The organism is Fibrobacter sp. UWH4 (assembly GCF_900142475.1).
Lineage (GTDB): Bacteria > Fibrobacterota > Fibrobacteria > Fibrobacterales > Fibrobacteraceae > Fibrobacter.
Genome location: NZ_FRAY01000014.1, coordinates 13496 through 39727, shown reverse-complemented (window position 1 = coordinate 39727; position 26232 = coordinate 13496). Strand labels below are relative to the sequence as shown.

At 53.0% G+C, this 26232-nt stretch carries 26 protein-coding genes and 1 pseudogene; 14 read left to right on the top strand and 13 right to left on the bottom strand.

The window, feature by feature from the left end; translation table 11 throughout:
• Window positions 1–374: pseudogene (locus tag BUA93_RS15185) on the top strand (hypothetical protein); the annotation flags it as partial.
• 499 nt (window positions 375–873) lie between these two features.
• Window positions 874–1908 (top strand): ATP-binding protein, encoded by a 1035-nt coding sequence (locus BUA93_RS16830; RefSeq protein ID WP_371359331.1) that lies wholly within the window; start codon window positions 874–876, stop codon window positions 1906–1908.
• Between the two features lie 94 nt (window positions 1909–2002).
• Here the strand turns inward: BUA93_RS16830 and larE are convergent, their stop codons facing one another.
• The 7 genes from larE to BUA93_RS15145 all read right to left on the bottom strand — a co-directional run bounded on the left by larE (window position 2003) and on the right by BUA93_RS15145 (window position 7629).
• Window positions 2003–2818 carry an ATP-dependent sacrificial sulfur transferase LarE gene (gene larE / locus BUA93_RS15175; protein ID WP_072980844.1) on the bottom strand — a complete coding sequence of 272 codons (816 nt, stop codon included), beginning with the start codon at window positions 2816–2818 and terminating at the stop codon, window positions 2003–2005.
• A gap of 39 nt (window positions 2819–2857) precedes the next feature.
• Window positions 2858–4150 (bottom strand): nickel pincer cofactor biosynthesis protein LarC, encoded by a 1293-nt coding sequence (gene larC, locus BUA93_RS15170; protein WP_072980842.1) that lies wholly within the window; start codon window positions 4148–4150, stop codon window positions 2858–2860.
• Complete coding sequence (larB, locus tag BUA93_RS15165; RefSeq protein WP_072980840.1) at window positions 4147–4875, bottom strand: nickel pincer cofactor biosynthesis protein LarB; 729 nt, start codon at window positions 4873–4875, stop codon at window positions 4147–4149. Before larB ends, larC begins: the two co-directional genes overlap by 4 nt.
• A 54-nt stretch (window positions 4876–4929) precedes the next feature.
• The gene (gene tatC, locus BUA93_RS15160) at window positions 4930–5871 is read right to left on the bottom strand and encodes a twin-arginine translocase subunit TatC (protein ID WP_072980839.1); all 942 of its coding nucleotides are present in this window, start codon (window positions 5869–5871) and stop codon (window positions 4930–4932) included.
• The gene (locus BUA93_RS15155; RefSeq protein ID WP_072980837.1) at window positions 5871–6074 is read right to left on the bottom strand and encodes a Sec-independent protein translocase subunit TatA/TatB; all 204 of its coding nucleotides are present in this window, start codon (window positions 6072–6074) and stop codon (window positions 5871–5873) included. The genes tatC and BUA93_RS15155 overlap by 1 nt, the downstream gene beginning before the upstream one ends.
• An 81-nt stretch (window positions 6075–6155) precedes the next feature.
• The gene (locus tag BUA93_RS15150; protein ID WP_072980835.1) at window positions 6156–7160 is read right to left on the bottom strand and encodes a DUF362 domain-containing protein; all 1005 of its coding nucleotides are present in this window, start codon (window positions 7158–7160) and stop codon (window positions 6156–6158) included.
• Window positions 7161–7224: 64 nt separating this feature from the next.
• Complete coding sequence (locus BUA93_RS15145; protein ID WP_072980834.1) at window positions 7225–7629, bottom strand: hypothetical protein; 405 nt, start codon at window positions 7627–7629, stop codon at window positions 7225–7227.
• A 147-nt stretch (window positions 7630–7776) separates the two neighbouring features.
• Here BUA93_RS15145 and BUA93_RS15140 point away from each other — a divergent pair, with 147 nt between their 5' ends.
• From BUA93_RS15140 to BUA93_RS15130, 3 genes are read left to right on the top strand one after another with little or no spacing between them, the layout of a single operon-like run.
• Complete coding sequence (locus BUA93_RS15140) at window positions 7777–8223, top strand: MerR family transcriptional regulator (protein WP_072980832.1); 447 nt, start codon at window positions 7777–7779, stop codon at window positions 8221–8223.
• Window positions 8224–8274: 51 nt separating this feature from the next.
• The gene (locus BUA93_RS15135) at window positions 8275–8856 is read left to right on the top strand and encodes a flavodoxin family protein (protein ID WP_072980848.1); all 582 of its coding nucleotides are present in this window, start codon (window positions 8275–8277) and stop codon (window positions 8854–8856) included.
• A gap of 1 nt (window position 8857) precedes the next feature.
• A complete protein-coding gene (locus BUA93_RS15130) occupies window positions 8858–9958 on the top strand; it encodes an MBL fold metallo-hydrolase (protein ID WP_175547465.1) in 1101 nt (366 codons plus the stop codon).
• A 50-nt stretch (window positions 9959–10008) separates the two neighbouring features.
• Here BUA93_RS15130 and BUA93_RS15125 read toward each other — a convergent pair whose 3' ends face one another.
• From BUA93_RS15125 to BUA93_RS15100, 6 genes are all read right to left on the bottom strand, one after another.
• Window positions 10009–11121 carry a cation diffusion facilitator family transporter gene (locus BUA93_RS15125; protein ID WP_072980830.1) on the bottom strand — a complete coding sequence of 371 codons (1113 nt, stop codon included), beginning with the start codon at window positions 11119–11121 and terminating at the stop codon, window positions 10009–10011.
• A gap of 32 nt (window positions 11122–11153) precedes the next feature.
• Window positions 11154–12725: a DUF3943 domain-containing protein gene (locus tag BUA93_RS15120; protein ID WP_083597514.1), complete on the bottom strand. Its 1572-nt coding sequence runs from the start codon at window positions 12723–12725 to the stop codon at window positions 11154–11156.
• Between the two features lie 253 nt (window positions 12726–12978).
• The gene (gene gatA, locus BUA93_RS15115) at window positions 12979–14394 is read right to left on the bottom strand and encodes an Asp-tRNA(Asn)/Glu-tRNA(Gln) amidotransferase subunit GatA (protein ID WP_072980826.1); all 1416 of its coding nucleotides are present in this window, start codon (window positions 14392–14394) and stop codon (window positions 12979–12981) included.
• On the bottom strand, window positions 14394–14717 hold the full coding sequence (locus BUA93_RS15110) for a DUF4321 domain-containing protein (protein WP_072980824.1): 324 nt from the start codon (window positions 14715–14717) through the stop codon (window positions 14394–14396). Before BUA93_RS15110 ends, gatA begins: the two co-directional genes overlap by 1 nt.
• 87 nt (window positions 14718–14804) lie before the next feature.
• Window positions 14805–15482: a uracil-DNA glycosylase gene (ung, locus tag BUA93_RS15105; protein ID WP_072980822.1), complete on the bottom strand. Its 678-nt coding sequence runs from the start codon at window positions 15480–15482 to the stop codon at window positions 14805–14807.
• Between the two features lie 120 nt (window positions 15483–15602).
• On the bottom strand, window positions 15603–16889 hold the full coding sequence (locus BUA93_RS15100; RefSeq protein WP_072980820.1) for a class I SAM-dependent methyltransferase: 1287 nt from the start codon (window positions 16887–16889) through the stop codon (window positions 15603–15605).
• A gap of 58 nt (window positions 16890–16947) precedes the next feature.
• Here BUA93_RS15100 and BUA93_RS15095 point away from each other — a divergent pair, with 58 nt between their 5' ends.
• From BUA93_RS15095 to BUA93_RS15055, 9 genes are all read left to right on the top strand, one after another.
• Entirely contained in the window at window positions 16948–18462 is a 1515-nt protein-coding gene (locus BUA93_RS15095; RefSeq protein WP_254794012.1) for a glycosyl hydrolase 53 family protein, read from the top strand.
• Window positions 18463–18582: 120 nt separating this feature from the next.
• Complete coding sequence (locus BUA93_RS16425; RefSeq protein ID WP_217651022.1) at window positions 18583–19179, top strand: hypothetical protein; 597 nt, start codon at window positions 18583–18585, stop codon at window positions 19177–19179.
• Window positions 19180–19182: 3 nt separating this feature from the next.
• Window positions 19183–19524: a hypothetical protein gene (locus tag BUA93_RS15085; RefSeq protein WP_072980815.1), complete on the top strand. Its 342-nt coding sequence runs from the start codon at window positions 19183–19185 to the stop codon at window positions 19522–19524.
• 119 nt (window positions 19525–19643) lie between these two features.
• Entirely contained in the window at window positions 19644–19898 is a 255-nt protein-coding gene (locus tag BUA93_RS15080) for a chorismate mutase (protein ID WP_072980813.1), read from the top strand.
• Window positions 19898–21040, top strand: coding sequence for a prephenate dehydrogenase/arogenate dehydrogenase family protein (locus tag BUA93_RS15075; protein WP_072980811.1), 1143 nt, complete (start codon window positions 19898–19900; stop codon window positions 21038–21040). Before BUA93_RS15080 ends, BUA93_RS15075 begins: the two co-directional genes overlap by 1 nt.
• A 10-nt stretch (window positions 21041–21050) precedes the next feature.
• The gene (locus BUA93_RS15070) at window positions 21051–22421 is read left to right on the top strand and encodes a 3-phosphoshikimate 1-carboxyvinyltransferase (protein ID WP_072980808.1); all 1371 of its coding nucleotides are present in this window, start codon (window positions 21051–21053) and stop codon (window positions 22419–22421) included.
• A 1-nt stretch (window position 22422) separates the two neighbouring features.
• Window positions 22423–23313, top strand: a complete 891-nt coding sequence (locus BUA93_RS15065) for an NAD(+)/NADH kinase (protein ID WP_072980806.1) — start codon at window positions 22423–22425, stop codon at window positions 23311–23313.
• A 165-nt stretch (window positions 23314–23478) separates the two neighbouring features.
• On the top strand, window positions 23479–25272 hold the full coding sequence (locus BUA93_RS15060; RefSeq protein ID WP_254794010.1) for a homoserine O-acetyltransferase MetX: 1794 nt from the start codon (window positions 23479–23481) through the stop codon (window positions 25270–25272).
• Between the two features lie 65 nt (window positions 25273–25337).
• Complete coding sequence (locus tag BUA93_RS15055; RefSeq protein WP_072980804.1) at window positions 25338–26219, top strand: YicC/YloC family endoribonuclease; 882 nt, start codon at window positions 25338–25340, stop codon at window positions 26217–26219.
• Window positions 26220–26232: the final 13 nt, after the last annotated feature.

The following is a 26232-nucleotide window of genomic DNA, read 5'->3' as shown; positions in this document are numbered from 1 at the left end:
GTATAAAGCCAAACCACCAAGGTATCTGCCCCGACGACTGGCGCCTGCTCACCTACGATGATTTCGTTGTCATTCTCAATTCCAACGGCAACAACGATGGCATCAAGGGAGTCCGTTCCACCTTCGGCTTCGGCGGTTACAACACCACTGGGTATAGCCTTGTGGGCGCTGGCTTGAGACGTCCAACGGGAGAATTCAAAGATTGCCTTGAAAAAGAAACGTATTGGTATTACCCAGGCGAAATCCTTGTAGATGGTGAAATGTTTGTTTTGGGCTCCAATACGAGTTATAGAGACAATTCAATTTACGGCCCCTCGAATTTTAATTACACAAAACTTGAAGGACGTTCCGTCCGTTGTGTTAAGTCAAAATAAAATTTATAAGTAAGATTACAAAATGAACATGAAAAAATAAAGAAATCCGTCAAGAAGTCCACCAAGAACAACTACCGTATTGAGGCTCTTGAACCCCGGTTCATGATGGATTTTGCAGTATAAATTCCACATTCCACACCCCACACTACACATTTCACACCCGCTTCTGCGTTAGGGGGCGTCGCACCGCCGCGCGGTGGCGAGACGCGCAAGCGGCTCGATGAGCCGACCCCGGATCAGGTCCGGGGTGACGAGAGGCGAACAGCACCCGACCCGGCCCTGGCCGGGGAACGCCCAAGGGGGGGGGAGCCGTCTCAGCGGGTTGTTTTGCGTAAAAGTTTCAAATATGTTTGAAATTTTTGATAAAAATATATATATTTTAATATATGGTTGAAATTATTGATTCTGTATCCAAATACAACTTATGGGGTGGAAATAGCCCGTTTTTGGGCTTTAATCGGCATATTTAGGCGGAGTCCCTGCCGAGAACACCCTATACATCAACAAGGAATTTCTTGAATTTTCTGCCATAAAATCCGCGGAGGATTTGCAGTCTCTTTACGCTGCTTACAAGAGCCGGTTTTCGCCCGAAGGCAAGACATATCTTTTCATTGACGAAATCCAGTATATCGATGGATGGGAAAGATTTGTGAACGCCCGTTCGCAGGATTTTGCCGAGCCTTGCGAAGTATTCATAAGCGGGTCCAATTCGGATATTCTCTCCGGGGAACTCTCGACCATGCTTTCGGGCCGGTATGTCCGGTTTGAAGTGTTTCCATACAGTTTTGGCGAGTTTTGCGAGTTGACCGGCAAGCCGCAGGATGCGTCGTCTTTTACGGATTATGTCCAGCATGGGGCCCTGCCCGAACTGTTCAACCTTGATTCGGAGGAAATGCGACGGAACTATGTCGAGAGTCTGAAGGATTCCGTGATGCTTCGCGATGTCGTGCAGCGTTACAGAATCAAGGACGCTACCCTGCTGAACGACCTTTTTGTCTTTCTTTCGAATAATGCCTCGAACTTGATTTCTTTCACGAATGTGGTCAAGAGCCTTAAGGGGCAAGGGCGGAAAACAAATTACGAGACTGTCTCGACCTATGCGGGGTATTTGGAAAACGCCTTCTTGATACATTCCTGTCCGCGCTTCAACATTCGTGGCAAGGATTCGCTGTCCGGTCCTGCCAAATACTACATGAACGATTTTTCGTTCCACAATTACCTGTATGCGGGTTTTGGGTATGGAATGGGTTATCTTTTTGAAAATGCCATTTATCTGGAACTTCGCAGGCGTGGCTACGATGTGTATGTCGGGGAATTGGATGGGAGCGAGGTCGATTTTGTCGCAATCAGGAACGACGCGCGCATTTACATCCAGGTAGCCTATAAGATGGACGGCGAGTCGACCATTGCCCGAGAATACGCTCCACTAGAAAGAATCAGGGACAGTTATCCAAAATTTGTTGTGTCGTTGGATGAGTTCCGGCTGCCATCGAATAACGGAATTTTGCATGTCCGCCCTTGGGAAATACCTTGATTCCCTTGTTCTGTTGTAAGCGGCTCGATGAGCCGAGCGTGCTTGGCGAGCAGCACCCGACCCGGCCCCGTGCCGGGGAACGCCCAATAGTGGGCTAAACTTGCTTTGTGGCTAAAGTCTCGTTCAGGCTGCCGCTGCGGAAGCCCTGCAGGTCTAGCGAGATGTAGGTAAATCCGATTTTCTTGAAGGCTGCGAGAATCTGGTCGCGTTTTTCTAGAACCTTGTCGAAATCTTCCGGCAACACCTCGATGCGGGCAAGGTTTCCATGCAGGCGCACGCGGAACTGCTTGAAGCCCAGTTCAAAAAGCAGTTGCTCCGCATTTGATATCATGGAAAGCTTTTCCCGGGAAATGGGTTCTCCATAAGGGATGCGGCTTGCGAGGCAGGCGAAGGAGGGCTTGTCCCACGTGGGTAAATCCAGTTGGTGCGAAAGTTCGCGGATGTCCGCTTTTGTGAGTCCGCATTCCAGGAGGGGGCTCCTGATGCCTAGTTCCTGGAGGGCGCGCATTCCAGGGCGGTAATCGTGAATGTCGTCGGCATTGCTGCCTTCGCAGACGGTTGAAAATCCTGCGGCCTTTGCGCATTCTGCAATTTTCGAAAACAGGTTGCGCTTGCAGAAGTAGCAACGTTCCCTGGAGTTTTCGGCAAAGCCTTCTACCTGCATTTCGTCAACTTCTATCAGCTGCTGCGGGATTCCGTGCAACTTGCAGAACTCCCTGGAAAATGCGATTTCGCGCTCGGGGACCATTCCCGCCTGGACTGTGTAGGCGACCATGTTGTCGCCCAGCGTGTCGTGGGCGACCTTTGCAAGGAACGTGGAATCTACGCCGGCAGAAAATGCGATGGCGACGCGGTCCATTTCGCGCAGGAGGGTTTTCAGTTTTTCAAACTTTTGTTTTAAATTTTCCATGTAAAGTAAAATACAAAATTGCGGCTTGACAATTCACTTTTAGTGCAGTTTCTTCTCGACCGCTTTCTGGATTTCGCGGATGGGAACGCCCGCGTTGTCGGCGCATGCTTTCAGGTCGTCAAATTCGGGTTTGATTTTTTCGATGCCGCCCAAAACGGATTTCTTGACGCGAACCTTGCCGAATTCCGTTTCGACTTCGAAGGTGCTGCGGGCCATGCAGGTGCGTTCTACGGGGAAACGGCGCACGCCGACGGTCGATGTATGCAAGAAAATGGCTTTCTCTACGGCAGCCAGGTGCTCGCTGTCGGCGAGAGCGCACAGGAGAGTGCCCATGCGGTTTTTCTTCATGTAGCAGGGGATAAAATGGACATCGCGGGCACCCGCCTCGAAGAGTTTTTCCATGGCGTAGCCCAGTTCTTCGGGAGTGGAATCGTCGATGTTCGCTTCGAACTGGAAAACATTGCAATCAAGAGCCGCGGAGCCTGTGGCACTGGATGTTGCGTCGCCGCCTTTGTCGCTTGCGCAGTCCTCGATGATTTGCGCCCGCAAGAAGTTTGCGCGCCCGAAATCGCGCTTGCCGAGACCCACGCCCGATTTTAAAATTTTGTAGCCTGCGGGGAGGCTTTCGCTTGTCCGGAGGGCCGCCACGATGCCCGCTCCCGTGGGTGTAACCATTTCGCCTTTCGTTTCGGTGATGTGAAGTGCGATGCCCGCAGCTTCTGCAATGTGCGCTACCGCCGGAACGGGAATCGGCAACTGGCCATGTTGCGTTTCCACAAAGCCAGAGCCTTCGTTGAGCCCTGTAACGATGCAGTTCTCTATACCAAGGTCATCTGCAAGGACGGCGACCGCCAAGATGTCGACGATGGAATCAATGGCACCCACTTCATGGAAATGGACTTCTTCTACGGGCACGCCGTGAGCCTTTGCCTCGGCTTCGGCGATGATGCGGAAAATCTTTTTTGCGGTTTCAAGGGCGCGGGGCGTGACAGCCCCTGCATTTGCGGTGCGGTCCAGAATCTCGTAAACCTCGGACAAGTGCCGATGTTCGTGATGATGGTGCCCGTGCTCATGGTGATGATGATGCTCTACATACCCTTCTTCATGAGAATGCACGTGGTCAGCATCGTGGTCATGGACATGCACCGAAAAAGAAAGCCCCGCAATGCTGTAACTCTTTGAATTTTCCACATGGATGTGGACGCCTTCTAGGCCGAGCCCTGCAATCGCCGCGTCTAGTTTTTCGCGTGATGCGCCAAGTCCAAGAAGTGCGGCTACCGTCATGTCGCCGCTGATACCGCAAGAGCCATCAAGATAGAGATATTTCATCATTTCACCTTCAACATTCTAAATGCGGCGATGGCCGCCCCGAAACCGTTATCGATATTTACCACCGTCACGCCCTCGGCGCAGGTGTTGAGCATGGTGAGCAGTGCGCTAATCCCGCCGAAGGAGGCCCCGTACCCGACCGATGTGGGCACGGCAATCACGGGCGCTTTCACGAGTCCGGCAATCACGCCGGGGAGTGCCCCTTCCATTCCGGCAACGGCGATAACCACCGAGGCCTTGCGGATGTCCTCTACCTTCGAAAGCAGGCGGTGCAGCCCCGCAATCCCTACGTCGTATTGGCGCACGACCTTCACGCCGTTAAATTCCAGAGTCTTTGCGGCTTCTTCGGCGATAGGCAGGTCCGCCGTTCCTGCGCAGCATACGGCCACGGGCCCGAGTTTTGCTGCCGTTTGCGATTTCTTACCGCCGGAACTTCCGCGCTTCTGCTTGGCAGGCGTTTCATCTGCCAGTGAAATCGTCCGGGAGAGTTCGTCGTAGCAGATTTTCTCGCCTGCATTTGCGATGAATTCCGCCTGCTCCTTGCTGCAGCGGGTCCCTAATACGCGGCAACCTTTGTCCCGGAACTTTCTAAGAATTTTCAGGAGCTGTTCCGACGTCTTGCCAGCGCAATACACGGCCTCGCTGGTGCCTGTGCGCGATTCGCGGCTCACGTCCAGCTTGGCAAAACCGAGGTCTTCAAAGGAATCTTTTGAGACAAACTTTTTCATACTTCTAATATATCACTTAGAGTTGACTCTAAGGCAAATAAATTTTTCTAAAAATCAATAAGGTTTCCACTTGTCGGCGTCTTTTTCTGCGCCGACCTGGAACTTGGAAGAAGGGGCCGCGAAATCGATGTCGTCGGTTGCGGGAGCGTCGGTTTCTGCGAGGTCTTTCGCGGATTCGTTCGTCGCTGTGGTCTGCGCAGTCTCTGATTCTGTCGCGGTTGCGGTCGAATCTCGCGGTGCGATGTTCGGGGCATTTTCGGGATGGACTTCTTTCAAGGCGCGCCCCTTGTAATGCCTGGCCGCAAGGAGACCCGCTTCGAAGAGCAGGTACGTCGGGACTCCGAGCAACAATTGGCTAACAACATCGGGGGGCGTGAGGAGAGCCGCCAGCACAAGGATTGCCACCACCACGTAGGGGCGCTTGCCGCAGACGGTCTCGTAATTCACGATGCCCGCACGGATAAGGGCGTAGGTCACCAACGGGAACTGGAACATGCATCCGAACGCAAGCGAAAGCCAAAGCGCGAGTGTCACTAGGTTAGAGACTCCGAATACGGGTTGCAAGGTCGTGCTTGCAAAGCTCATGCCGAACTGCACAATCAGCGGGAAGCAGACGACAAGGCAGAAGGCGACGCCCGCGATAAAGAGCCCGCTGGTCATGGCCACGATGGAGCGGATGAATCGCTTTTCGTTGTCGTATAGGGCGGGGAGCACGAACTGCCACATGTTCCAGGCGATGTAGGGCGAAAACAGCACGCAGTCCAGCAGAGCAGAAATCTTGAGCTGCAGCAGGAACACTTCCATCGGGGAAAAGTAATGGAGCGTGACGCCGCCCTGCAGGGCGATTTGCTTACAGAACCAGTCCAGAACGTAGGGCGAAACAAGGAACAGGGGCACGATGCCGATGGCAAGGGCGATAATAGAACGCAAAAGCGCCCGACGGAGCGCTTCCAAATGCGAAATCAGCGTTGCCTCTTGATCCTGTTTGGAGGTCATCAGCCTTTCTTATCTTCAGCCTCGGCGGCTTTTTCCACCGTCTTCTGCAGGTCTTCAGCCTCTTCCTTCAGGGCGTCTTTCGCCTTCTTGTACTCGTTCTGGGCCTTGCCCAGGGAACGTGCGAGTTCAGGAATGCGCTTTGCCCCGAACAAAAGAAGCACCACGACCACAATTAGGATTATTTCTGGAATTCCAAGGGACATATTTTACCTGCCTTTTCTTAGAAATATAACATAATCCGCGACGGTGACGAAAAATTGTCTACGGCACTATCGCGAACTAGGCTACAGTTCGATAATCCTGTATTTACGGTTACCCATCTTCAGTTTTTCCATGGCGGGCAACTGGTGCAGGCCTTCGCGGGTCTCGATGCGTTCCTTGAGGTCGTGAAGTTCCTTGGGCGGGAGCTTGTAAACCATGTCAACGCTGGCCTGGTCCACCGCCACGATGTCTGTGGAAGCGAGAATGCCGATGTCGCGGCACTTGGGCTCCGCTGCAGAAAGGCCCGCGCAGTCGCAGTCCACGGACATGCGGCGTAGCACGTTGATAAAGCAGATGTGACCCTTGAAAAAGTCGCAGGTTGCCTTTGCGGAATCGGCCATGGTTTCCATGAACAGGGCTCCGCTGGTTTTCCAGCCTGCCGTGCCGCCCGCTTCCATCTTGGTGGGGCCGCCCTTCACGTATTCGTGAATCATCTTCTTGCCCAGGCGTCCGCCCGCGCAACCGATGGCGATGTTCTTCATGGAGCCGCCGAAACCGCCCATGGCGTGGCCCTTGAAGTGGGTCAGCACGATCATGGAATCGTAATTCTTGATGTGTGCGCCCATGGACATTTCCTTGAAAATGAGGCCATCCTTTACGGGGAGCATCACTTCGCCGTCTTCGTCCATGATATCCACGTCGCAGAAGGTCCAGCCGTTCACCTTGAGGGTTTCGCGGTGCTGTTCGGTAGTGTACCGGTCGCCTTCGTACCAGGTGTTGGTCTCCACAATCTTGGAGTTGGGCACCTGCGCCTGGAATTCCTTTACCCATTCACGGGGCAGGATATTGGGACCGTTCTTTTCGCCGGTGTGGAGCTTGATGGCCACGCGTCCGGTGATGCCCTCGTTGATTTTCTTGTACAACTTGATGAGGCCAGCGGCACTCAGGTCCTTGGTGAAATAGACGTTGGAAACGTCCTTTCCGGGTTCCTTCTGTTCCATGGATTTCCCTTTCGCGAAAGCGGGTGTGAATACGGCGGAAGCGAGCGCTGCCGCGCCTGCGGTTTTTAAAAAGTCTCTTCTGTCCATAGTTTACCTTGAGCCTGTCATTCTGGAGAACCGAAGGTTCGATAGAATCCAGGCAGTTGCTTATTTAGTGGTTGGTGTGGACCTCGGCCTTGGCGAGGGTTTGGGCCTTGTACTTGCGTGCGATAATCATCACCGCCCATACTGCCGTAATAAAAACTGACATGGCAACACCCACCGTGGACATTTCCCGCACCATCTCGGAAACACCTTCGGGGCTTGTGGCTGCGGTAAAGAAGGGATAACTCCACATGAGTTCTCCGTTCATGACATGGTCGATAATCAGGACGCCCGTCACGAGCCAGAGCATACGGGCAAGCAGGCGCAGGCTTTTATAGAAGGGCTGCGGAGCGCCGGAAACAGCGGCTTCCAGGTTCCTGGATTCACTTTTGGACTTGTCGGTCTGTTGCAACACGAGGGTTGCGATGGTGGTGACGACCGCTTCGGCCATGGGTACGACAAAACAGCACATAAAATCTCCTTTTGAAAATGTTCTATAAGAAATATAACACCTAGAGTTTACTCTAGGTGTAGAACTTTCTTGAAAAAAGTTGAAAAATTTTATTTAGAGTTGGCTCTAACTCTATCATTTGGGCGAAAAAATTTATATTTTGTAAATATGACTTACTCTATAGGCGAAGTTGTCAAGAAAACCGGGCTTTCGGCCCATACCCTGCGCTACTACGAAAAAGAGGGCCTGCTTCCGTTTGTCAAGAAGAACGCCTCGGGCGTGCGGGCCTACAGCGACGAAGACCTTCGCTGGCTCACCATGATCGAATGCCTCAAGGATTCGGGACTGCAAATCAAGGAAATCCGCCAGTACATCGAGTGGTTTAACGAGGGCGATTCCACACTTTCCCAAAGACTTTCCCTTTTTGAAAACCGCCGCAAGATTCTTGAAAAGGAAATGGCCCGCCTTACGGTGGTCATGAATAAGATTCGCTACAAGGAACTGCTGTACCGGGAAGCCGTTCGGGTGGGGAACCTGGACATCGCCACCAACGAAAGGCGTTTCATGCAGCTGAAGAAAAAGTTGTTCGAATCCCCGGACGATTTTGACAAGTAGAATTTTAATAAGGAAACTTTTTATTTTTGGCAAAAGACAAAGGAGTTTATGATGAAGGTTGTTTTATTCAACGGTAGTCGTCGCGAAAAGGGCTGCACTTATACGGCACTGAGCCTCGTGGCAGGCGAACTCAAGGCCGCAGGCATCGAGACGGAAATCTTCTTCGTGGGTGGCCGCGTGCTGAAGGGCGAAACCGACGCCGTGGTTCACGAAGCCAAGGAAATCCTTAAAACGGCCGATGCCGTCGTTTACGGCTCTCCGGTTTATTATGCATCCCCGAGTGGCGAAATGCTGATGTTCCTGGACAGGCTTTACGGCATTGCCGAAGCGGAACTGCTCTTTAAGCCCGCCGCAACGGTTGCTTCTGCCCGCCGTGCAGGGACCAGCGCAACGCTTGATGCACTGAACAAGTATCCGGCGTTTGCACAGCAGCCCATGGTGGCTTCGCGTTACTGGAACATGGTTCACGGTTCTAGCCCCGAAGATGTGCTGAAGGACGAGGAAGGCGTGCAGATTATGAAGGAACTGGGCCGCAATATGGCGTGGATCCTGAAGAGCATCGAAGCGGGCAAGAAGGCGGGTGTAGAACAGCCCGTTGCCGAAAAGAAAATCTTCACGAACTTTATCCGCTAGAATGGGAACGATGCGCTTGCGTTTTGCAAAGAACAAGAAACTCATGATTACGGCGATTATCTTATCTGTACTTTTTATTTTGGGAGACGTGGGCGTGTTGTTTTTATCGCAGGCGAGCTTCGGCCATATTCCGCAAGGCAAGCGCCTTGAACGCATCAAGCAGTCGCCGAATTACGATGGCAAGCAGTTCGTGAACGAGGTCGAGACCGTTACCATGACCGGCGACAGGAGTGTGTTTGCCGTGTGGAAGGATTTCCTGTTTGGTGACAAGAGTCAGACCGTTCCCGATACCGCATTGAACGTCATTAAGACTGACCTGAAATTGCTGCCGCAGGACCGCGATTGGATTGTGTGGTTCGGACATTCCTCGTACCTGCTTAATTTATCTGGAAAGAAGGTGCTGGTGGACCCGGTTTTTTACCAGGGCTCGCCGGTGAGTTTCGTGAACAAGATGTTCAAGGGAACGGACATCTACAAGCCCGCCGACATGCCGGATATTGACTACCTGGTAATTACGCACGACCACTGGGACCACTTGGATTACCGGGTGGTGACGGAACTGGAACCCCGCGTAAAGCGCGTGGTAACAGGCCTCGGCGTGGGCGAACATTTTGAATACTGGAAGTATCCCGTTGAAAAACTTACGGAACTCGACTGGTGGGAATCTGTTGACTTGGGCGAAGGATTTTATGTGACAGCGACTCCGGCAAGGCATTTTTCGGGCCGTGATTTGCACCAGAATAAGACTCTGTGGGCGTCGTTCGCGTTCAAGTCTCCTAAGCGCACTATATGGATTGGCGGTGATTCGGGGTACGGCCCGCACTTCGAGAAAATCGGAAAGAAATTTACCGACATCGATTTGGCGATTCTTGAAAACGGGCAGTACAATAAGGACTGGTCGCTTATCCACACCATGCCGGAATACCTGGGCAAGGAAATGGTGGAACTGGGCGCGAACCGCTACATGACTGTTCACCATTCCAAGTTCTGCCTGAGCAAGCATTCGTACACGGAACCGCTGGAAAATGCGAAACGTGCCGCCCAGGAATCGGGCAAGCCCGTGCTTATGCCGCAAATGGGCGAAGTCGTGTACCTGGAGTAAACCTACGGCTTCGCAAGGATAGCTTGTGAATTGAAACAGTCTGGTTGGCGTTACGATGCGTCGATGTCTGCTGCAATATGTACGTTGTAGTCGGGGTAGGCTTCGCTGATTTCCTTGTGGAGTATGTCCAGACCTTCTTGAGGCTTGATTTCGAAGTTCATGACCACGTCAAAACGAATAGCCTTTTCTTCAAGGTTCACGTAGAAGCCGTGGAACTGCAATGCCCACTCATGCGCCTTCACCAACTTCAACACGTTGCTGCGGATTTTGGCGGCTTCGTCATTCTTGGTATTGTGCGAATAAACTCCTACGCCCGTGAGAATCACACCGGTTTCCTTGAGTACGCGTGCTTGCACCTTGCGGGTGAGTTCGTCAACTTCTTCGACGGTCATGGTATCGGGGAGCTCTAGGTGTACAGAACCGAGAAACTTGTCTGGGCCGTAGTTGTTCAGGATGACGTCGTAGGCTCCGCGGACTTGCGGTTCTTCGGTGAGCAGTGCCTTGATTTTCTTGACCAGGTCGCTATCGGCGCGTTTGCCCAGAATGTCGTCCAAAGTTTCGATGAGCATGCCGATGCCCGACTTGATGATGAAAGCGGAAATCACGAGGCCCACGTAGGCTTCAAGCGAAATGCCCGTGAGAATGAAGACGATGGCCGAGGCCAGCACCGAGAGGGAAAGGATGGCGTCGAACAATGCGTCTGCACCCGATGCCACGAGCGCGCCCGAGTTCACGCGTTCGCCCTGTCGCTTTACGAATTTACCGAGCACGAGCTTCACTACCACTGCCGAGGCGATAATCACTAGTGAAATCGTGGAATAGTCCGCTGCTTCGGGGTGGAAGATTTTCTTGACCGATTCTACCGCCGAGGTTCCGCCGGCGTAAAGCACGATTGCTGCAACCACCATCGCGCTCAGGTATTCGATTCGCCCGTAACCGAGCGGGTGTTTTTTGTCGGGCAACTTGTTTGAAAGCTTTGCGCCCACAATCGTAATGACCGAAGACAGTGCATCGGAAAGGTTGTTCACCGCATCGAGCGTTACGGCGATGGAGTTGGTTGCAAAGCCCACGAATGCCTTGAATGCCGACAGCACGATATTTGCCGCGATGCCGATGATGCTTGTCCGGACAATGACCTTTTGGCGGTTTTCTGATTCGTTCATAAAGACTCCTGTACTATAAAAAGAACTATTGATTATTCACCGAGCAGGTGGAAATTCAGATACAAGGTGTAGGCGTGAATCCTGCGGGACATCGGTTCGGCAATGTCAGAAGAATAGGCGGCCATCTTGATATAGGTATCGAGACGGTAGCCGATGTCCATCCAGTTCAGCAATTTGTATTCGAGCGCAGTCTTGTTGAGCAACAAAAAGTCCCAGCCGGTCACGCCATAATCGGGTGTGGTTCCTTCGATCGTTTTCATGGCGTCGATGGTCGTCTTGCTGAAAAATTTCCACTTGTTCTTGTAGAGGGTTTCCAGGGTGAGACTGTATTTTACGCCGGAATTGTACTGGTAACTGTCTTTATCTGGATGGTAGTCGGGGTTGAATTCCTGGATAATGTCGTCATAGCCCATGTCGGCGGAACCGAGCATAATCCAGTATAGCTGATTAATGACGCGAAAGCGCATGTGCGGGGTAAGCCAGAGCGCGATATCCATAGCACCACCCAAAGACAGGGTGCTGACGGTCGCCAGGTCGCCGTAAAAGGTGTCGTAGTCAAGGTTGATTGAAAAGTCCAGCCAGTGTCCACGCGCGTGAATGTTTCGGTTAATGAGTTTTCCCATGACGTCCAGTTGCAGCACTGCTCCTTCGAAGCCGCCTTCGCTCATGAATTCAGCCTGAAAATAATCGAAGGGGCGCTTTACTTTCGTGTAGGGTTTTCCATACTCCAGCGAAACAGCAAGGAATCCGTGACGATCGTTCCATTCGGCGTCGACTTCGTCGGAATTTTCGCCACCCATACGGTAGACGGAACCAAATCGTGACCCCATGCCTGTCGCAACGGCGAGTTCGATGGGAACCCATCCCGTGTAAAAGTCGCGATTGCCAAACGCTTTCCGTTGAACATATCCGGCAGGTTCAAGCACGAATGCGGCTAACTGTCTGTACCAGGGAGCACCAGGTTTATTGTAGGCTGCTCGTGAAAGTCTGTAGAGGGCTTCGCCGAACATGGAACCCGCGATCGATGTAGAAATAAGGTCGTTCGGGGCGGGATATTCCGTTTCGCAGAACATTTCCCAGGTGGAGCTGCCGAGTGCTGCAAATAGGATGCTTGAGTAGAATCCGTAGCCGCTGCCTCTTGCGGAGGCATAGTACATAGAACCTTGGTAAGGGTGACCGTAAAAGTTGATTGCCCAGTGATTATGATCCCATTTCCAGCCTTCGCGAAAGTTCCTTTTCCAGTAGCTTGGACCCGTGTGCGCATAGTCTTTATCAAGGACATAATAATCCCATGCCCAAACGATCGCGTTTTGACCGAGAACTTCGGCTGATACGATTAATGGGTTTACATGGGTGCCATAGAGGTTGTCCTTAGGCACGACAAGGGTGTCTTTTTCGCGTTTCATAATGACTGAATCGCCTAAAATGGCGGTGCGAAGAATCCTGGCCTCTTCGATGCTGAAAACAGCGTTTTCGTCCTTCAATTTTTCGCGGATGCTGTCGGGTATGACCGCAATTTTAACCGAGTCGATCTGCTGTGCAAATAGTGCTCCGCATAGAACGAGAATCGTTGTGAATGATTTTGAAAGGTGTCCGAATAGCATATCCCATATCTAAAAAAGAGTTGACTTTGTTTCAAGGATGAGTTTTTGAGTTTCCGATAAATAGCTTGTTTGACAAGATGATTTTTTCTTTGCAAAAAAGGACTTGTTCCGAAGAACAAATCCTGAAAAGGATTTATATGACGGAGTCTGCGATTGGGCTGCTCGTTGAAGTATTACTTGTTCAGTTTTTGACGCCTTCGGCGTCCGCTGCGGCGTTCGGTCATACAGCCAAGTGAACTTGGCTGTGCGACACTCACTTTGCAAGCTTTTCAGTTGCAGCGGCGACGCTGAGCAGGTCGGCTTCCATAAACGGCTTACCGATCCACTGGAGACCCACGGGGAGTCCACCGGCCATGCCGCACGGCACGCTTACGCCCGGGAGGCCGGAAAGGTTCAGGCTCACGGTGTAGATGTCGCTGAGGTAAACGGCCATCGGGTCAGATTCGTTCATGCCGCACTTGAGCGGGAGTCCCGGCATCGTCGGGCTTGCGATTACGTCGCAGCTTTCGAAAGCCTTGTTGAAGTCGTCGGTAATCAGGCGACGGACCTTCTGGGCTTGCACGTAGTAGGCGTCGTAGAAGCCTGCGGAAAGCACGTAGCTGCCGAGGAGAATGCGGCGCTGGACTTCCTTGCCGAAACCTTCGCTGCGGGACTTGGCGTACAGGTCAAAGAGCTTGCGGGCTTCCTTGCTGCGGTAGCCGTAGCGAACGCCGTCGTAGCGTGAAAGGTTCGAACTTGCTTCGGCGGTTGCGATGATGTAGTAGCTGGACACGGCGTAGCTGATGTGCGGGAGGCTGATTTCCTTGAGGGTGGCGCCTTCGGCTTCGAGTTTCTTCAGCATGCCTTCGATAGCGGCCTTGCATTCGGCGTCGAGACCTTCGCCGAAGTATTCCTTCGGGACGCCGATCACCTTGCCCTTCACGCCGGCATCAAGCTTTGCGGTAAAGTCTTCGGTCGGGCGAGTGCTGGTGGTGTTGTCGTGCGGGTCGATGCCGCAGATAGCGCCGAGGAGGGTGGCGGTATCCTTAACGGTTGCACCGAAGGGGCCTATCTGGTCCAAAGAGCTTGCGTAAGCCAAGAGGCCGTAACGGGAAACACGGCCGTAGGTGGGCTTCAAGCCCACAACGCCTGTGCAGGCGGCGGGCTGACGAATGGAACCACCGGTGTCGGAGCCGAGCGCACAGGCGACCGTGCCACTGGCCACGGCTACGGCCGAACCGCCACTGGAACCACCCGGAACGCGGGACTCGTCGAGCGGGTTCTTCACCGGCCCGTAGTACGAGGTCTCGCTGCTCGAACCCATCGCGAATTCGTCCATGTTCGTCTTGCCGACGATAACCGCACCTGCCGCTTCGAGCTTTTCGATGGCGGTAGCGGTGTAGGGGGCGACGAAGTTGTCGAGAATCTTGGAGGCGGCCGTGGTGCGCGTACCTTCGATGCACATATTGTCCTTCACGGCGACGGGGATGCCGTCCAGTGCGCCGAGACTCTTGCCTTCTGCGCGGCGCTTGTCGGATTCGGCTGCCTTTTGAAGAGCGCGTTCGTTCAATACGCTAATGTAGGCGTTCAAGTTCTTGGTAGATTCAATCTTATTAAGAGATTCTTCGGCGAGCGAAACAGCGGTAGCGCCGCCAGCCAACTTAGCTTGAAGTTCGTCAATAGTAAACATTACCTTTCTCCGGACCATTTCATAATGTAGATGCCGATAATCATGCCGATGACACTGACCACGTTCAGTTTGATGCCAAATCCGAGGGCGAGCTTGACGAGGTAGAGGTCAAGAACCACGGGCTCGGGCTTGTCGCCAAAACCGATGTTGAAATTGAACGACGACACGAAGAAGTTGTGGACCACGTTGTTGTATCCACCCGCGTTCATCAGTTCGCCAAGCTGGCCGAACAGCACCCCGAGGCATTCGCCCAGGATTCCGCCGATAATCAGGCCCAGCACAATAAACAGCAATAAACGGCCAAATGTATTCTTGCGATTCATGTTATTTAATATAGAAAAATGATTAGTAAATTTTTTTGAATTAACCTATCGTCTTTCGTCTGTAGGACCAATGGTCCGTTCTTTAGTCTATTTAATGCTCCAGTCAATGGGCTCGAGGCCCTTACTTTTTAGATATTCGTTCGCCTTGCTGAAATGTTTACATCCAAAGAAACCGCGATAGGCAGAAAGCGGACTTGGGTGCGGGGCGGTTAATATCAAGTGACCGCGATTTTTCGCAACCAGTTCCTGTTTCTTGATGGCGAAGCTGCCCCAAAGTAAGAAAACAAGGTTTTCGCGGGTTTCGGACAAACGCTTGATGATGGTGTCTGTAAATTGCTGCCAGCCGATTCCGGCATGGCTTGCTGCCATGTGGGCGCGTACCGTGAGTGATGCGTTCAGCAGAAGGATTCCCTGGTGAGCCCAGCTTTCGAGGTTCCCGTGCGGGGGAGGATTGATCCCCAGGTCGTCGTGCAGTTCCTGGAAGATGTTCACGAGCGAGGGTGGCGGCTGGATTCCCATCGGTACCGAGAAGCAGAGTCCGTGAGCCTGTCCCGGATTGTGGTAGGGGTCCTGCCCGATAATGACCGCCTTGACCTTGTCGACCGGGCAAAAATCGAGTGCTGCAAAAATTTGGGATCCCGGCGGGTACACCACGTGGTGTTCAGCCTTTTCTTGTAAAAGTTTTTCTTTGATTTGCTTGAAGTAGGGCTGCTCAAATTGGTCTGCGAGCAGGTTCAGCCAGGATTCTTCGAGTTTGACGGACATAGGGCTATGGGGTTGTGAGATAATGGGGTGTGAAGTTTAAGTATGGCGCCGTAGGCACGATTGTTATGCCCAAAGGTCGCCTCAGGCGACCGACCTCAAAGCGAGTGTACACGAGCGTGCTCATGGCTCGGTTCTCCTTGTAAGTATGGCTATTTTCTCGCCGCGGAAACGGGTGTAGAAAAGGATTGCAGATTCTTTGCCCTTGGGCTTGAGGCGCTTGATTTCGGCGTCGGGATCTAGCTTGACGCCGCGGAGCTTGAGCGTGATTTTGCCGATCTCGTGTTCCTTGAGCATCGCGCGGACGGCGCCCGTCGCAATTTCTGCGTGGGCGAGAACTTCGTAGCAGGCGAAACCCGGTGCGGGGAGGGGCATACCGCTGGCGACATAGGCGATACCTTCTGAAATCAGGTGCGCGTTCGGGTCGCAGGCGAGGGCCGCTGCGTTAAAGAGGTGACTGCGGATAAGGACCGGTGCGGGCTCGGCGATATATTTGTCGAGTTCCCCGAGCGGAAGGTCGCTCTTGCTGGTTGCGGTGCGGTAGGTGCGGTCCTTGCCTTCGAGGCTGTCGTTCTTGTCGAGTTTTTCTTGAAGGTCCTCGTCTAGTGTTTCGATGGAACGGTCGCGCCCCCGGCTCCATTCGGCAAGTGTTTCGCCTGATTTGCCGATGATGACGGCGCGGACGGTGTCCGGGTTCTTGGCGAGCGCGCCGAACAGCACGAGGCATTCGCGGCAGTCGCTGTGACCGCCTAAATAAAGAATCTCGGTTCCGTCGGGAATTTCTGCCGGCGGGTAGCCGGGCGGAAGCTTCGCCATGCCGCCCTTGTAGCGTTTGCTGATTTCGATGACTTCTTCGAGCGTAGGGGTCAGGTTGCGCAGGTCGCGCTGGTTTTCTCCTTCGAGCGCGCGGCGGGCTGGGTCGATAGTGAAATAGTCTGCCGAATTATCGACCGAGCGCACATCCGCGCAGAGCGTGTTGACGTCCTTTCCGAGGGCGTGCATGTTGTAGCGGTACATGGTGAGGCGGTTTTCGTCGAGATCCACCCCGGTAATCTTTAGCGAATGGGGGAGAAATAAGCTGTCGCCTCCCATGCCACAGCATAAATCGTTTACAGAACCTTCGCTGGGCCAGAGGTTCGCCTTCCAGCGTCCGATATCCTTTGCGGTACTCTGTTCCAGGGCGAGCCTGTCGCAGAGCAGGAATTTTCCTTTGCGTTCCTTGTCGTCAAAGAACTTGTCGCGGAACTTGGGAACTAGCGCCATATAGTCCATAATGGCGGCGCGTTCTTCGTTGCTGAATCCGTCCTTGTTCAGTCGGGTCGAAATCTGGAGGGCATCCATTTTCTTAGATGCGGCTTCTTCGATAAAGCCCTGAACGCTTTCGGATATCAGCAAATTCCACAGTTCCATGCACTAAATTTACAATTTTAACGGGAACATTATTGCATTTTTTGCTTAAATTTAGGGTATGGGATATCGAATGGGTTATTTAGAAAAAGGGACGCTGTGTGCCCTGAGCCTTGCTGTTGCGTCGTTTATGGGCTTGCAGGCCTGCGGTGGTGATTCCGGCAGCGTGGCCGACTTTGATTACGAGGTGGTCCAGTCTTCGGCGAGTGTCCAGCGGGACACATTCTATATCGAACCGCAGGTCTTTTCTTCGGCAGATTTTTCGATTTCGTCGCAGGGTGAACCGTTTTCTTCTGCGGAGCTTGCGCAATCCCTGTCTTCGTCGGCTTGGCCGACTTCTTCATATACGCTTTTACCGGCATCTTCGGCGTTGGATCCCCGTACTTCGTTTGGGCCGGAACTTTCTTCGGCAAGACTTCCTCCGCATTCCTCGGCCGCGATACCTCCGCATTCCTCGGATTCAAAACCACCTCAATCATCAGCGTCGCAAGAGCCTTCTTCGTCTGCGGAATCGCCACTCGATTTCAGCTTTTATCGTGGCGCCGATATTTCTACGGTGCAGGAGTATGAACGCTTCGGTGCGAAATTCTACGATGTCGACGGAACGGAAAAGGACATTTTTTCACTGCTCAAGAATCACGGCTTCAACGCCATTCGCCTAAAGACATTTGTTTCGCCTAAGGCTCAGTATGGTTATGCGGCGCAAGGCTGCGAACACGATGCCGAGGCCTATGCCGACAAGGAGCATGTCGTTGCCTATGCCCAAAAGGTGAAGGCGGCGGGAATGGCATTCCTCCTCGACATTCATTATAGCGACAACTGGGCTGATCCGGGCAAGCAAATTATCCCGAGCCGGTGGCGTAGCGTTCAGAGTTCCGATGCTCTTGCGGATTCCGTTTATGCCTATACTTACGACTTGGTAAGCGCGCTCAAGCAGGTAAATGCGACCCCCGACTTGGTGCAAATTGGAAACGAGACTACCCCGGGCATTATGATTCATGTGCCTAACAGCAGCACAAACTGTTGGGGGAAAAATGTAGACAAGGCTCCGACGAGCATCAATGGTGATATGGGAACATCTAGCGGAAAGGCGAATGCGGCTAAGTACTTTAAGGCAGGAATCCGCGCAGTCAAGGCGGTTTCGCAGAATATCAAGACGGTACTTCATATCGAGGGCATTCACAAGACGTCAACCGTGAACTGGTGGATGACAGAAATCTTCAAGAACCAGAAGGTCCCTGCAGACGTGATGGGCTTTTCTGCGTATACGGCTTACGATGACGGCTTGCCGGATAGCTGGAAAAGTTTGTTTGAAAGTCTTGCGTCAAATTACCCGAATCTTGAATTTATCGTGGCGGAATACAACGGTGGCGATGCCAACAACCACTATAATTATGACGGATCGCGCCGCCGTACTGATGAAATGGTACGGGGCCTAGACCGCTGGATAGGCGCGTTTTTCTGGGAACCGACCTTGTACGGAGAGTGGGGTAGCGCCCTTTTTGACTGGCGTGGCAGTGACCTTTATGCGAACAAGGATGCTTTTGACGAGTATTCGGTTGATGTCCGTCACTGAAAAACGTCTTTCCGGACGACTTTGAATATAAATTGTCTGAAAAAGTAATTTTTTTTGAACGATGTAAGAAAAAAATGTTATATTGATGCAGTATAACCTATTTTGTTCACAGGAGTGAATATGAAGAAGAATATGATGCTCGCTACGGTTCTGTCCTTGGCTCTTTCCGCTTTTGCTCAGGACGAAGGCTATGCTGAATATGCCCAGCCGCAACAGGGGTACGCGCAACCGCAGCAGTACAACAACGGTTACGCCCAGCCGCAACAGGGGTATGGCCAGCCGCAGCAGTACAACAACGGTTACGCCCAGCCTCAGCAGGGTTACGGTCAGCCGCAACAGTACAATAACGGTTATGCCCAGCCTCAGCAGGGTTACGGTCAGCCGCAACAGTACAACAACGGCTACGCCCAGCCGCAACAGGCATACGGCCAACCCGCACCCCAGCCCAAGCAGAAGACGGGTATGTCTTTGCAGACGCTCAATTTCGCTATTCCTGTTGAAAACGAAACCTGGGAAATGGACAGTGATGGCCCCGGCGACACAGAATGGAGCTCCGTTGGCTATGAATTTAGCTGGACCCGTTACCGTGTGAACGAAAGCGGTTATTCTTCTGTGTTCGGCTTGACCTTTGGCTATGTCTCGGGTGAAATGGAACCGGAACGTGCTAATAGGGGTATTGACCTGAGTGGCATGGACTTCAATATGAAGTTTGGTTAGGGTATGGCTCCCGTGGCAAATGATGTCATTGTCGCGATGCACGTCCTTATGGGTATCGATTTCAAGCTGGTCGAAAATGAAGACGACTATCCGGGCTTTGAATACTCCGCATTCGTTTTTGACGTGATGCTGGGCGGCGACCTGATTGTCGGTTTCCGCGTGACAGAAAACTTTGGCTTTGTTGCCGGTGTCGATGTGACGACGAATCTGCTTGGTCTGGGAGCGTTCTCCTATGACGCAACCAACGGTGACGATTATGACGATTACGACGACAGCTGGGGTATCGATTACCTCTTCTCCGGAATCAATGTGGTTCCGCATGTCGGCGTAGCCTTCATCTTCTAATCGATAAATACGCGCTTTTCAAGAGCTGACTGGTCGCGGTGCCGGTCGGCTTTTTGTTTTGGCGCCCTTCGGGCTGGAGTTCCAGGCTCCCTAACTTTGATTTTGCTACATTACGCTATATGAAGATTGAAGACTGGCGAATTCGCATCGATGAATTGAACGACGAGATTATTTCGCTCCTGAACAAGCGGGCGTCTTATGCGACTGAAATCGGTAAAATCAAGAAGGAACAGGGACTCCCGGTTTTTGACCCGGCGCGAGAAGATGCTGTTCTCGAGAAGGTTTCTACGCTGACCAAGGGACCGCTTACGCCCGAGTCTATCAAGAATATCTTTAGGGTCATTATGCAAGAAACCCGGAAGGTGGAGGAATAATGCGGATCACCTTCGTTGGATTTGGACTCCTGGCGAGTTCCGTTGCCGCCGCTATCAAGCAGGCGAAGTTGCCTACGGTGGTGCGTGCGGTGAGCAGTCCTGCGACTCTTGCGCGAGCGAAGGATTTGGGACTTGCTGACGAATGTTTCGGCTACGACGAAATTACGGACTGGGTGCCTGGTTCCGATATGATTTTGCTGTGTGCGCCGATTCTGCATATTTTGCATACGATCGAGAATTTGGCGCAGATGGATTTATCGGTGCTTTCTTCGCAGCCAAAAATCCTGGTGAGCGATATCGGCAGTACCAAGGTGGAAATCTGCAAGGCGGGGGCCAAACTGCCGAAGCCGTTCGTGTTCGTAGGAAGCCACCCGATGGCGGGTTCCGAAAAGCGTACCCTTGAATACAACGACCCGTCAATTTTTGAAAATGCCTACTGGTTCGTGTGTCCGCCCGAAGGCGTGGAGGAGGCCGATTACAAGTCGCTTCTGGACCTGATTTCTTTTGTCGGGGCGAACGCGGTTGTTTTTCCGCCGGAACATCACGACCGGACGATGGCGTGGGTTTCGCACATGCCGCAGATGCTTTCGTCGACACTTGCGGCGAGTATGCCGGAGCGCCTGGTCAAGCCGAGCTACCAGCATTACGCGGGCCGTGCCTTTAGGGACATGACGCGCATTGCCGCATCTGGCTGGAATATGTGGCACGATATTGCGGTCACTAACCGCGACCAGACGGTGCTTGCTTTGCGCGAGGTGCGCGAGGGGCTTGACAAGACCATCGAGGCCATGGATCATTTGCAGGTGGTTTCTGACGGTAAACCCGCCGCCGATGACCGTGCCGGAGAACTGGAATCGGTCTTTAAGGCCGGGAACGAAGGCCGTGCGAGTCTTTTCGAAAAGGGCCGTAACGCGGCCGCTGCGTTCTCTGAAATTACGGTTCCCCTGAAGGATGTGCCGGGAGCCTTGCTGCAGGTGCTTTCTCCGCTGGCACAGAACAACTTGAATATCCGCGATATCGAATTGATGAAGGTCCGCGAGAATATTGCGGGAACGTTGCTGCTTGCCTTCAAGACTCCCGAAGAGGCCCGCCGTGCGGTCCAGATTTTGAAACTACTCGGTTACGATGTAAAGGAACGCTAAAGGAACTCTAATGGAATTTATCTTAAATCCCGATCGCGAACGCATGGAGCTTGCGCTGGTGATGGCGCTCCTGGTGAATGGCCGTACCGTTTTCGAAGATTTTTCGTTTGCCGCTGGCGTTGAACCTTTTGCCGAGGCCCTCAAGGAATTCGGACTTTCGTATGTGCAGCAGGGTCACCAGCTGGTGCTCGAAGGTAAGGGCTTCCAGTATGCGCTTCCGAGCATGCTCCCGATGGACATGAGCGAATCACGCTGCGTGATGCTTTGGACGCTTGCCTCGAAGGACATGGAACAGATTTACACGTTTGCCGCCGAAGAGGACGAGGCGGGAATAGCGAAAGTTGCGTGCGCCAAGGAGATGTTGCAGAAGTATTTCAAGGTGAAGCCCGTTTCCGATGAGGCGGCAAAATTCACGTTTACCTTTGCGGCGGAAGATTTGCCGATTAAGAAGGATTCGCTCGGAAACATTTCTACGGTGATGCGCAACAGGATCCTTTTGCGGACGTTGATTCGCGGCGAATACATCTCGTTTGAGGAAAAGGGCTCGGTTCATGACCAGTGGACCAAGATGCTTGCCTATTTTGGCGTAAACCTGAAGTACGAAGGCCGCGGCATGGAACAGCTGACGGAGCTTGAACGCCGCATGATGATGGCGCGCGGCCAGAAGATTGAACGTACGCAGTTCACGGAACTTTCGGAAACGCAGGTGATTACGGGGCGCGACTACTACATTCCCGGCGATACCACCGAGGCCATGGCGTTTGTGTTGCTGGCAACGATTGCGGGCATCCCGAAGAATACCGAAGTCTGTCTGAAGAATGTGGATCTGAACAGTTCGCGCGCCGGTGCGCTTACTTGCCTGAAGCGTATGGGCGGAAATTTCGAGACGGTGAGCCGCCGCGAACGTTTTGGCGATGTCTACGGCGACGTGATGGTGTATCCGCTGGCATCGGGGAAACGCCTGCAGGGCCGCCGCTTTTCGGAAGATACGATAGCGACGGGACTCGAGGAATATCCATTCCTTGCGGTGGCGGCCTGTTTCGCCGAGGGCGAAACGATCCTTCGGATCCCGAAGGAAATCCGCAAGGAAATGCGGGCGCGCAATGAAGCCCTCGCCGAAAACCTGCGCAAGACCGGTGCAGAAGTCGGTGTCTACGACGACGGCCTCGTCATCCGCGGACTTGAGACGATTGTGAACGGAAGTGACTTTGACGGGGGAGAGGCGCCGGAGAATGGTCTCGCCCTTTCGGTGCTTTCAATGGCGCTCGAAAACGACGAACCCGTAGCGAATGTGGAACTGGTGGAACGCACTTATCCGGGCGTGTTGCAGAAGCTTGCTCAGATGCTTGAAATGGCGACGGCAAAGCCGGAGGAATCGTAGGATGAAAAAGGACTTTCACTTTCGGACAATTGGCATCGTGGGCTGGAAAGACAAGAGCCCTGATTTGGCGCTTGCGCTCGACGTGATTTCGGCGTGGGCGACGGCGCATCCGCAGGTGAAATTTTGCGCTCTGGAAAACCTGAAGGGAATCGCCCGTAAGCCGATCAAGGTGGTCAAGGAAAGTGCTCTTTGCAAGTCGGACTTGCTGCTTGCTATCGGCGGGGACGGTACGGTGCTTTCGGCGGCGCATATGGCGCTCGGGCACGACACGCCCATTCTGGGCGTGAACGCGGGTCGAGTCGGATTTTTGGCGGAGACGCGTGTCGAGGACCTTACACAGACCTTGGATAGCTTGTTTGCGGGAGACTTTTCGACCCGCGAGCGCATGATGATCGATGCGGTCGTTTACCATGGCAAAAAACAGGTCGCCAAGCAGACGGTGTTGAACGAGGTGCATGTGCGTGCGCACGCACCCGAGCGCATGGTGAACGTGAGTGTTGCCTACAACGGTACCGCCCTTACGGATTATTGGGCGGATTCTCTGCTTGTTTCTACGCCGACGGGTTCTACCGCTTACAACTTGGCGGCCGGCGGCCCGATTATCCATCCGGCGACTCCTGCCGTGGTGCTGACTCCTGTGGCGCCGAGCAGTCTTTCGGTGCGCCCGCTGGTGCTGTCGCTTTCGTCCAAGAAATTGCAGATGAAGTCGGCAGTTGACGGTCCGCTGGATTTGGTTTTCGACGGGCGTACGACAATCGTGTTGAAACCGGACGATATCGTGACTCTTTCCGAAAGTAAGTCGGTGACGACTTTTATCCGAATGCGCCATACGGGATTCGTTGGCGCCCTTCGTGAAAAACTCGGCTGGACGGGAAAGCCCCGACAAGTCTGATTGTAGTGGATTTTTATGAAAATGGAGCTGGGTTTGACTCGCTGAAATATGTTCCTATAACTTATTATAGGTTTTTTCTATACCTTGTGCGCATAATGGTTTTTACAGGAGGCTTATACTCCGTAAAATCTTCCTATTTAGTCCTTTTTTTTTAAATTTATGCGTATGAGTGAATTTTTGCATAAAAACAGCGTCGGTCCCGTAGTTCCCCAGACCTTTGAAAAGGATTATGGTGAACAGGGCTTTATGTTGGAGTGTGGCAAGACGCTCCCGGCGCTGACGATCCGTTACGAAACATACGGAACTTTGAACGCAGACAAGAACAACGTGGTCTGGGTGTGTTCCCCGTTGACGGCAGATGCCCACGTGGCAGGATACTATACCGAAAACGATAAGAAACCCGGTTGGTGGGATGCCCTGATTGGCCCCGGAAAACCGGTCGATACGGACAAGTTCTTTGTCGTTTGCAGTAACATTTTAGGTGGTTGCAAGGGCACTACTGGCCCGGCTAGCATTAACCCGCGCACCGGCAAGCCCTACGGCAGTACCTTCCCGATGATTACCATCGGCGACATGGTGAACGCCCAGCGTGAACTCGCCAAGGGACTCGGCATCGATCAGCTCTGCTGCGTGATTGGAGGTTCCATGGGTGGTTTCCAGGCGATGAAGTGGGCCATCTACTATCCGGATCTCGTGCGCCGCTGCATCGTGATTGCAAGCTCTCCGCGATTCAGCAGCCAGGCTCTCGGTTTTGAAATCGTCGCCCGCGACGTGATTACCCAAGACCCGAATTTTAACGGCGGCGACTACTACGAATCGGCTCACCCTGATGTCGGTCTTTCGAATGCCCGCAAGTTGGCGCACATTACCTACCTCAGCGCCGTGGGCATGGAACAGAAATTCAAACGCGCCCAGGACCAAGAAAGCCGTAACCACGCCGTCACCTACAGCACACCTTTCGATTTGAACCTTCCGCTCGAAAGCTACCTGCGCTACCAGGGTGCCAAATTCGTAGACCGCTTCGACGCCAACAGCTACCTGCATATTGCACACGCGACCGACAGCTTTGACTTGGAAACCGAATACGGTTCTCTTGAAAACGCATTCAAGGGCGTGAAGGCGGAATTCCTGAACGTGAACCTGAGTACAGACTGGCTTTTCCCGCCGCACGAATCGCGTCGTATTACAAGCGCCCTCTTGAATGCAGGTAAAACGGTTACAAGCCTTGAGCTCGATACTCAATTTGGCCACGATGGTTTCCTTATCGAAGTCGGTGACCTCGGAAAGGCCGTAGGCCGTTTCCTTGACAGTAAAATTATCCCGACCGCGACGGATACGCAGGTGATGCCGGTATTCCACGACACCGAAGACTTCGACTACATCGGAAGCCTTGTCAAGGAAAACAGCAAGGTGCTCGACCTCGGCTGCGGTAACGGCGAACTTCTTGATTTCTTGAACAAGAAAAAGCATGTTGAAGTCCTCGGCATCGAACGCAACTTCAAGAGCATCATGGATTGCCTTGAAAACGATGTGCCCGTCATCCAGCGCGACCTCGACGAAAGCGGAATCAGCGACTTCAAGGACGGAAGCTTCGATTACGCCATCATCAACCGCACCATTCAAGAAATCCGCGACCCGGTCGCCCTCTTGAACGAACTTCTGCGTGTCGCCAAGCGAGCTATCGTGACCTTCCCGAATTTCGGTCACTGGACAACCCGCGGAAGCCTGATGCTGCACGGACGCATGCCGAAATCGAAGGAACTCCCTTACGAATGGTATGACACGCCGAACATCCGCCTCTTGACCGTAAAGGATTTCCACACCCTTTGCGACAAGGAAGGCTTGAAAATTGAAACCATCAGCTACCAGAACGAACACAAGCTCAGCAAGTTCCTGACCGCGATCGGTTTTGCAAACTTCGGCGCAGAACATGTAATTGCAATGGTGAGCAAGAAATAGTTGCAACGTCATTGCGAGGAACGCAGTGACGAAGCAATCTATTAATGAATGCAAAAGGATTGAATATGGCTATTTTATCGATGACGGGGTTTGGAAAAAGCGAGTCCATGTACCAGGGCGCAAGCTGCGTGATTGAAGTCCGCAGCGTAAACAACCGCTTCTTGGACATCTCCTGCAAGTTGCCCAAGAACCTTGCCTACCTCGAAAACAGCTTCAAGAACCAAATCAAGGACAAACTGGTCCGCGGTTCGGTTATCTTTAGCGTGACGCTCGGTGCAGGCACCGGCGGAAACATTCCGGTTTCCTATAACGAAGCTGCCATTGCCAAGTTCGTCGACATCACGCGCACTATGCAAAAGAAATTCGGTATTACGGGCGAAATCAAGCTGGAACACGTACTTGCACTCCCCGAAGTGCTGCAGTTTACTGACGCCGATGCGGACTCTGAAGCGCTCGAAAAACATTTGGCAGCGGAACTCGACAAGGCTCTTGACCAAGTGAACGAAATGCGTGCCAAGGAAGGCGCAAACCTCGCCCGAGATCTCGAAGGCCGCGTGAATCACTTGAACGCCGTTCTCGACAAAATCGAAGTCCTCGACCCCCAGCGCATCGAAGTCTGGAAAGACAAGTTCAAGGAGCGCATCAACGTGCTCCTGAAGGATAGCGAAATCGACGATGTACGCCTGCTGCAGGAAGCCTGCATCATGGCCGACAAACTCGACATCCACGAAGAAATCACGCGTTTCCGCAGCCACAATAAGTTGTTCCTGAACGCTCTCAAGGAAGGCGGCGCCCAGGGCAAGAACCTCGGTTTCATTCTGCAAGAAATGGGCCGCGAAGCCAACACCCTTGGCACCAAGTGCCAGAGTGCCGACATCGCCGCGCTCGCCATTGAACTGAAGAACGAAGTTGAATGCATCCGCGAGCAATCGCTCAACATCGCATAAGGCGAGCGTCGCG

What these genes read in the sequence shown, in the direction of transcription:
- BUA93_RS15065 (WP_072980806.1), top strand. Translation starts at nt 22,423, where the DNA reads ATGAAAAAGGACTTTCACTTTCGGACAATTGGCATCGTGGGCTGGAAA.
- BUA93_RS15135 (WP_072980848.1), top strand. Translation starts at nt 8,275, where the DNA reads ATGAAGGTTGTTTTATTCAACGGTAGTCGTCGCGAAAAGGGCTGCACT.
- BUA93_RS15080 (WP_072980813.1), top strand. Translation starts at nt 19,644, where the DNA reads ATGAAGATTGAAGACTGGCGAATTCGCATCGATGAATTGAACGACGAG.
- larB (WP_072980840.1), bottom strand. Translation starts at nt 4,875, where the DNA reads ATGAAAAAGTTTGTCTCAAAAGATTCCTTTGAAGACCTCGGTTTTGCC.
- BUA93_RS15070 (WP_072980808.1), top strand. Translation starts at nt 21,051, where the DNA reads ATGGAATTTATCTTAAATCCCGATCGCGAACGCATGGAGCTTGCGCTG.
- BUA93_RS15125 (WP_072980830.1), bottom strand. Translation starts at nt 11,121, where the DNA reads ATGAACGAATCAGAAAACCGCCAAAAGGTCATTGTCCGGACAAGCATC.
- BUA93_RS15120 (WP_083597514.1), bottom strand. Translation starts at nt 12,725, where the DNA reads ATGCTATTCGGACACCTTTCAAAATCATTCACAACGATTCTCGTTCTA.
- gatA (WP_072980826.1), bottom strand. Translation starts at nt 14,394, where the DNA reads ATGTTTACTATTGACGAACTTCAAGCTAAGTTGGCTGGCGGCGCTACC.
- BUA93_RS15155 (WP_072980837.1), bottom strand. Translation starts at nt 6,074, where the DNA reads ATGTCCCTTGGAATTCCAGAAATAATCCTAATTGTGGTCGTGGTGCTT.
- BUA93_RS15150 (WP_072980835.1), bottom strand. Translation starts at nt 7,160, where the DNA reads ATGGACAGAAGAGACTTTTTAAAAACCGCAGGCGCGGCAGCGCTCGCT.
- ung (WP_072980822.1), bottom strand. Translation starts at nt 15,482, where the DNA reads ATGTCCGTCAAACTCGAAGAATCCTGGCTGAACCTGCTCGCAGACCAA.
- larE (WP_072980844.1), bottom strand. Translation starts at nt 2,818, where the DNA reads ATGGAAAATTTAAAACAAAAGTTTGAAAAACTGAAAACCCTCCTGCGC.
- BUA93_RS15085 (WP_072980815.1), top strand. Translation starts at nt 19,183, where the DNA reads ATGGCTCCCGTGGCAAATGATGTCATTGTCGCGATGCACGTCCTTATG.
- BUA93_RS15100 (WP_072980820.1), bottom strand. Translation starts at nt 16,889, where the DNA reads ATGGAACTGTGGAATTTGCTGATATCCGAAAGCGTTCAGGGCTTTATC.
- tatC (WP_072980839.1), bottom strand. Translation starts at nt 5,871, where the DNA reads ATGACCTCCAAACAGGATCAAGAGGCAACGCTGATTTCGCATTTGGAA.
- BUA93_RS15060 (WP_254794010.1), top strand. Translation starts at nt 23,479, where the DNA reads ATGAGTGAATTTTTGCATAAAAACAGCGTCGGTCCCGTAGTTCCCCAG.
- BUA93_RS15130 (WP_175547465.1), top strand. Translation starts at nt 8,858, where the DNA reads ATGGGAACGATGCGCTTGCGTTTTGCAAAGAACAAGAAACTCATGATT.
- BUA93_RS16425 (WP_217651022.1), top strand. Translation starts at nt 18,583, where the DNA reads ATGAAGAAGAATATGATGCTCGCTACGGTTCTGTCCTTGGCTCTTTCC.
- BUA93_RS15110 (WP_072980824.1), bottom strand. Translation starts at nt 14,717, where the DNA reads ATGAATCGCAAGAATACATTTGGCCGTTTATTGCTGTTTATTGTGCTG.
- BUA93_RS15055 (WP_072980804.1), top strand. Translation starts at nt 25,338, where the DNA reads ATGGCTATTTTATCGATGACGGGGTTTGGAAAAAGCGAGTCCATGTAC.
- larC (WP_072980842.1), bottom strand. Translation starts at nt 4,150, where the DNA reads ATGATGAAATATCTCTATCTTGATGGCTCTTGCGGTATCAGCGGCGAC.
- BUA93_RS15075 (WP_072980811.1), top strand. Translation starts at nt 19,898, where the DNA reads ATGCGGATCACCTTCGTTGGATTTGGACTCCTGGCGAGTTCCGTTGCC.
- BUA93_RS15095 (WP_254794012.1), top strand. Translation starts at nt 16,948, where the DNA reads ATGGGATATCGAATGGGTTATTTAGAAAAAGGGACGCTGTGTGCCCTG.
- BUA93_RS15140 (WP_072980832.1), top strand. Translation starts at nt 7,777, where the DNA reads ATGACTTACTCTATAGGCGAAGTTGTCAAGAAAACCGGGCTTTCGGCC.
- BUA93_RS15145 (WP_072980834.1), bottom strand. Translation starts at nt 7,629, where the DNA reads ATGTGCTGTTTTGTCGTACCCATGGCCGAAGCGGTCGTCACCACCATC.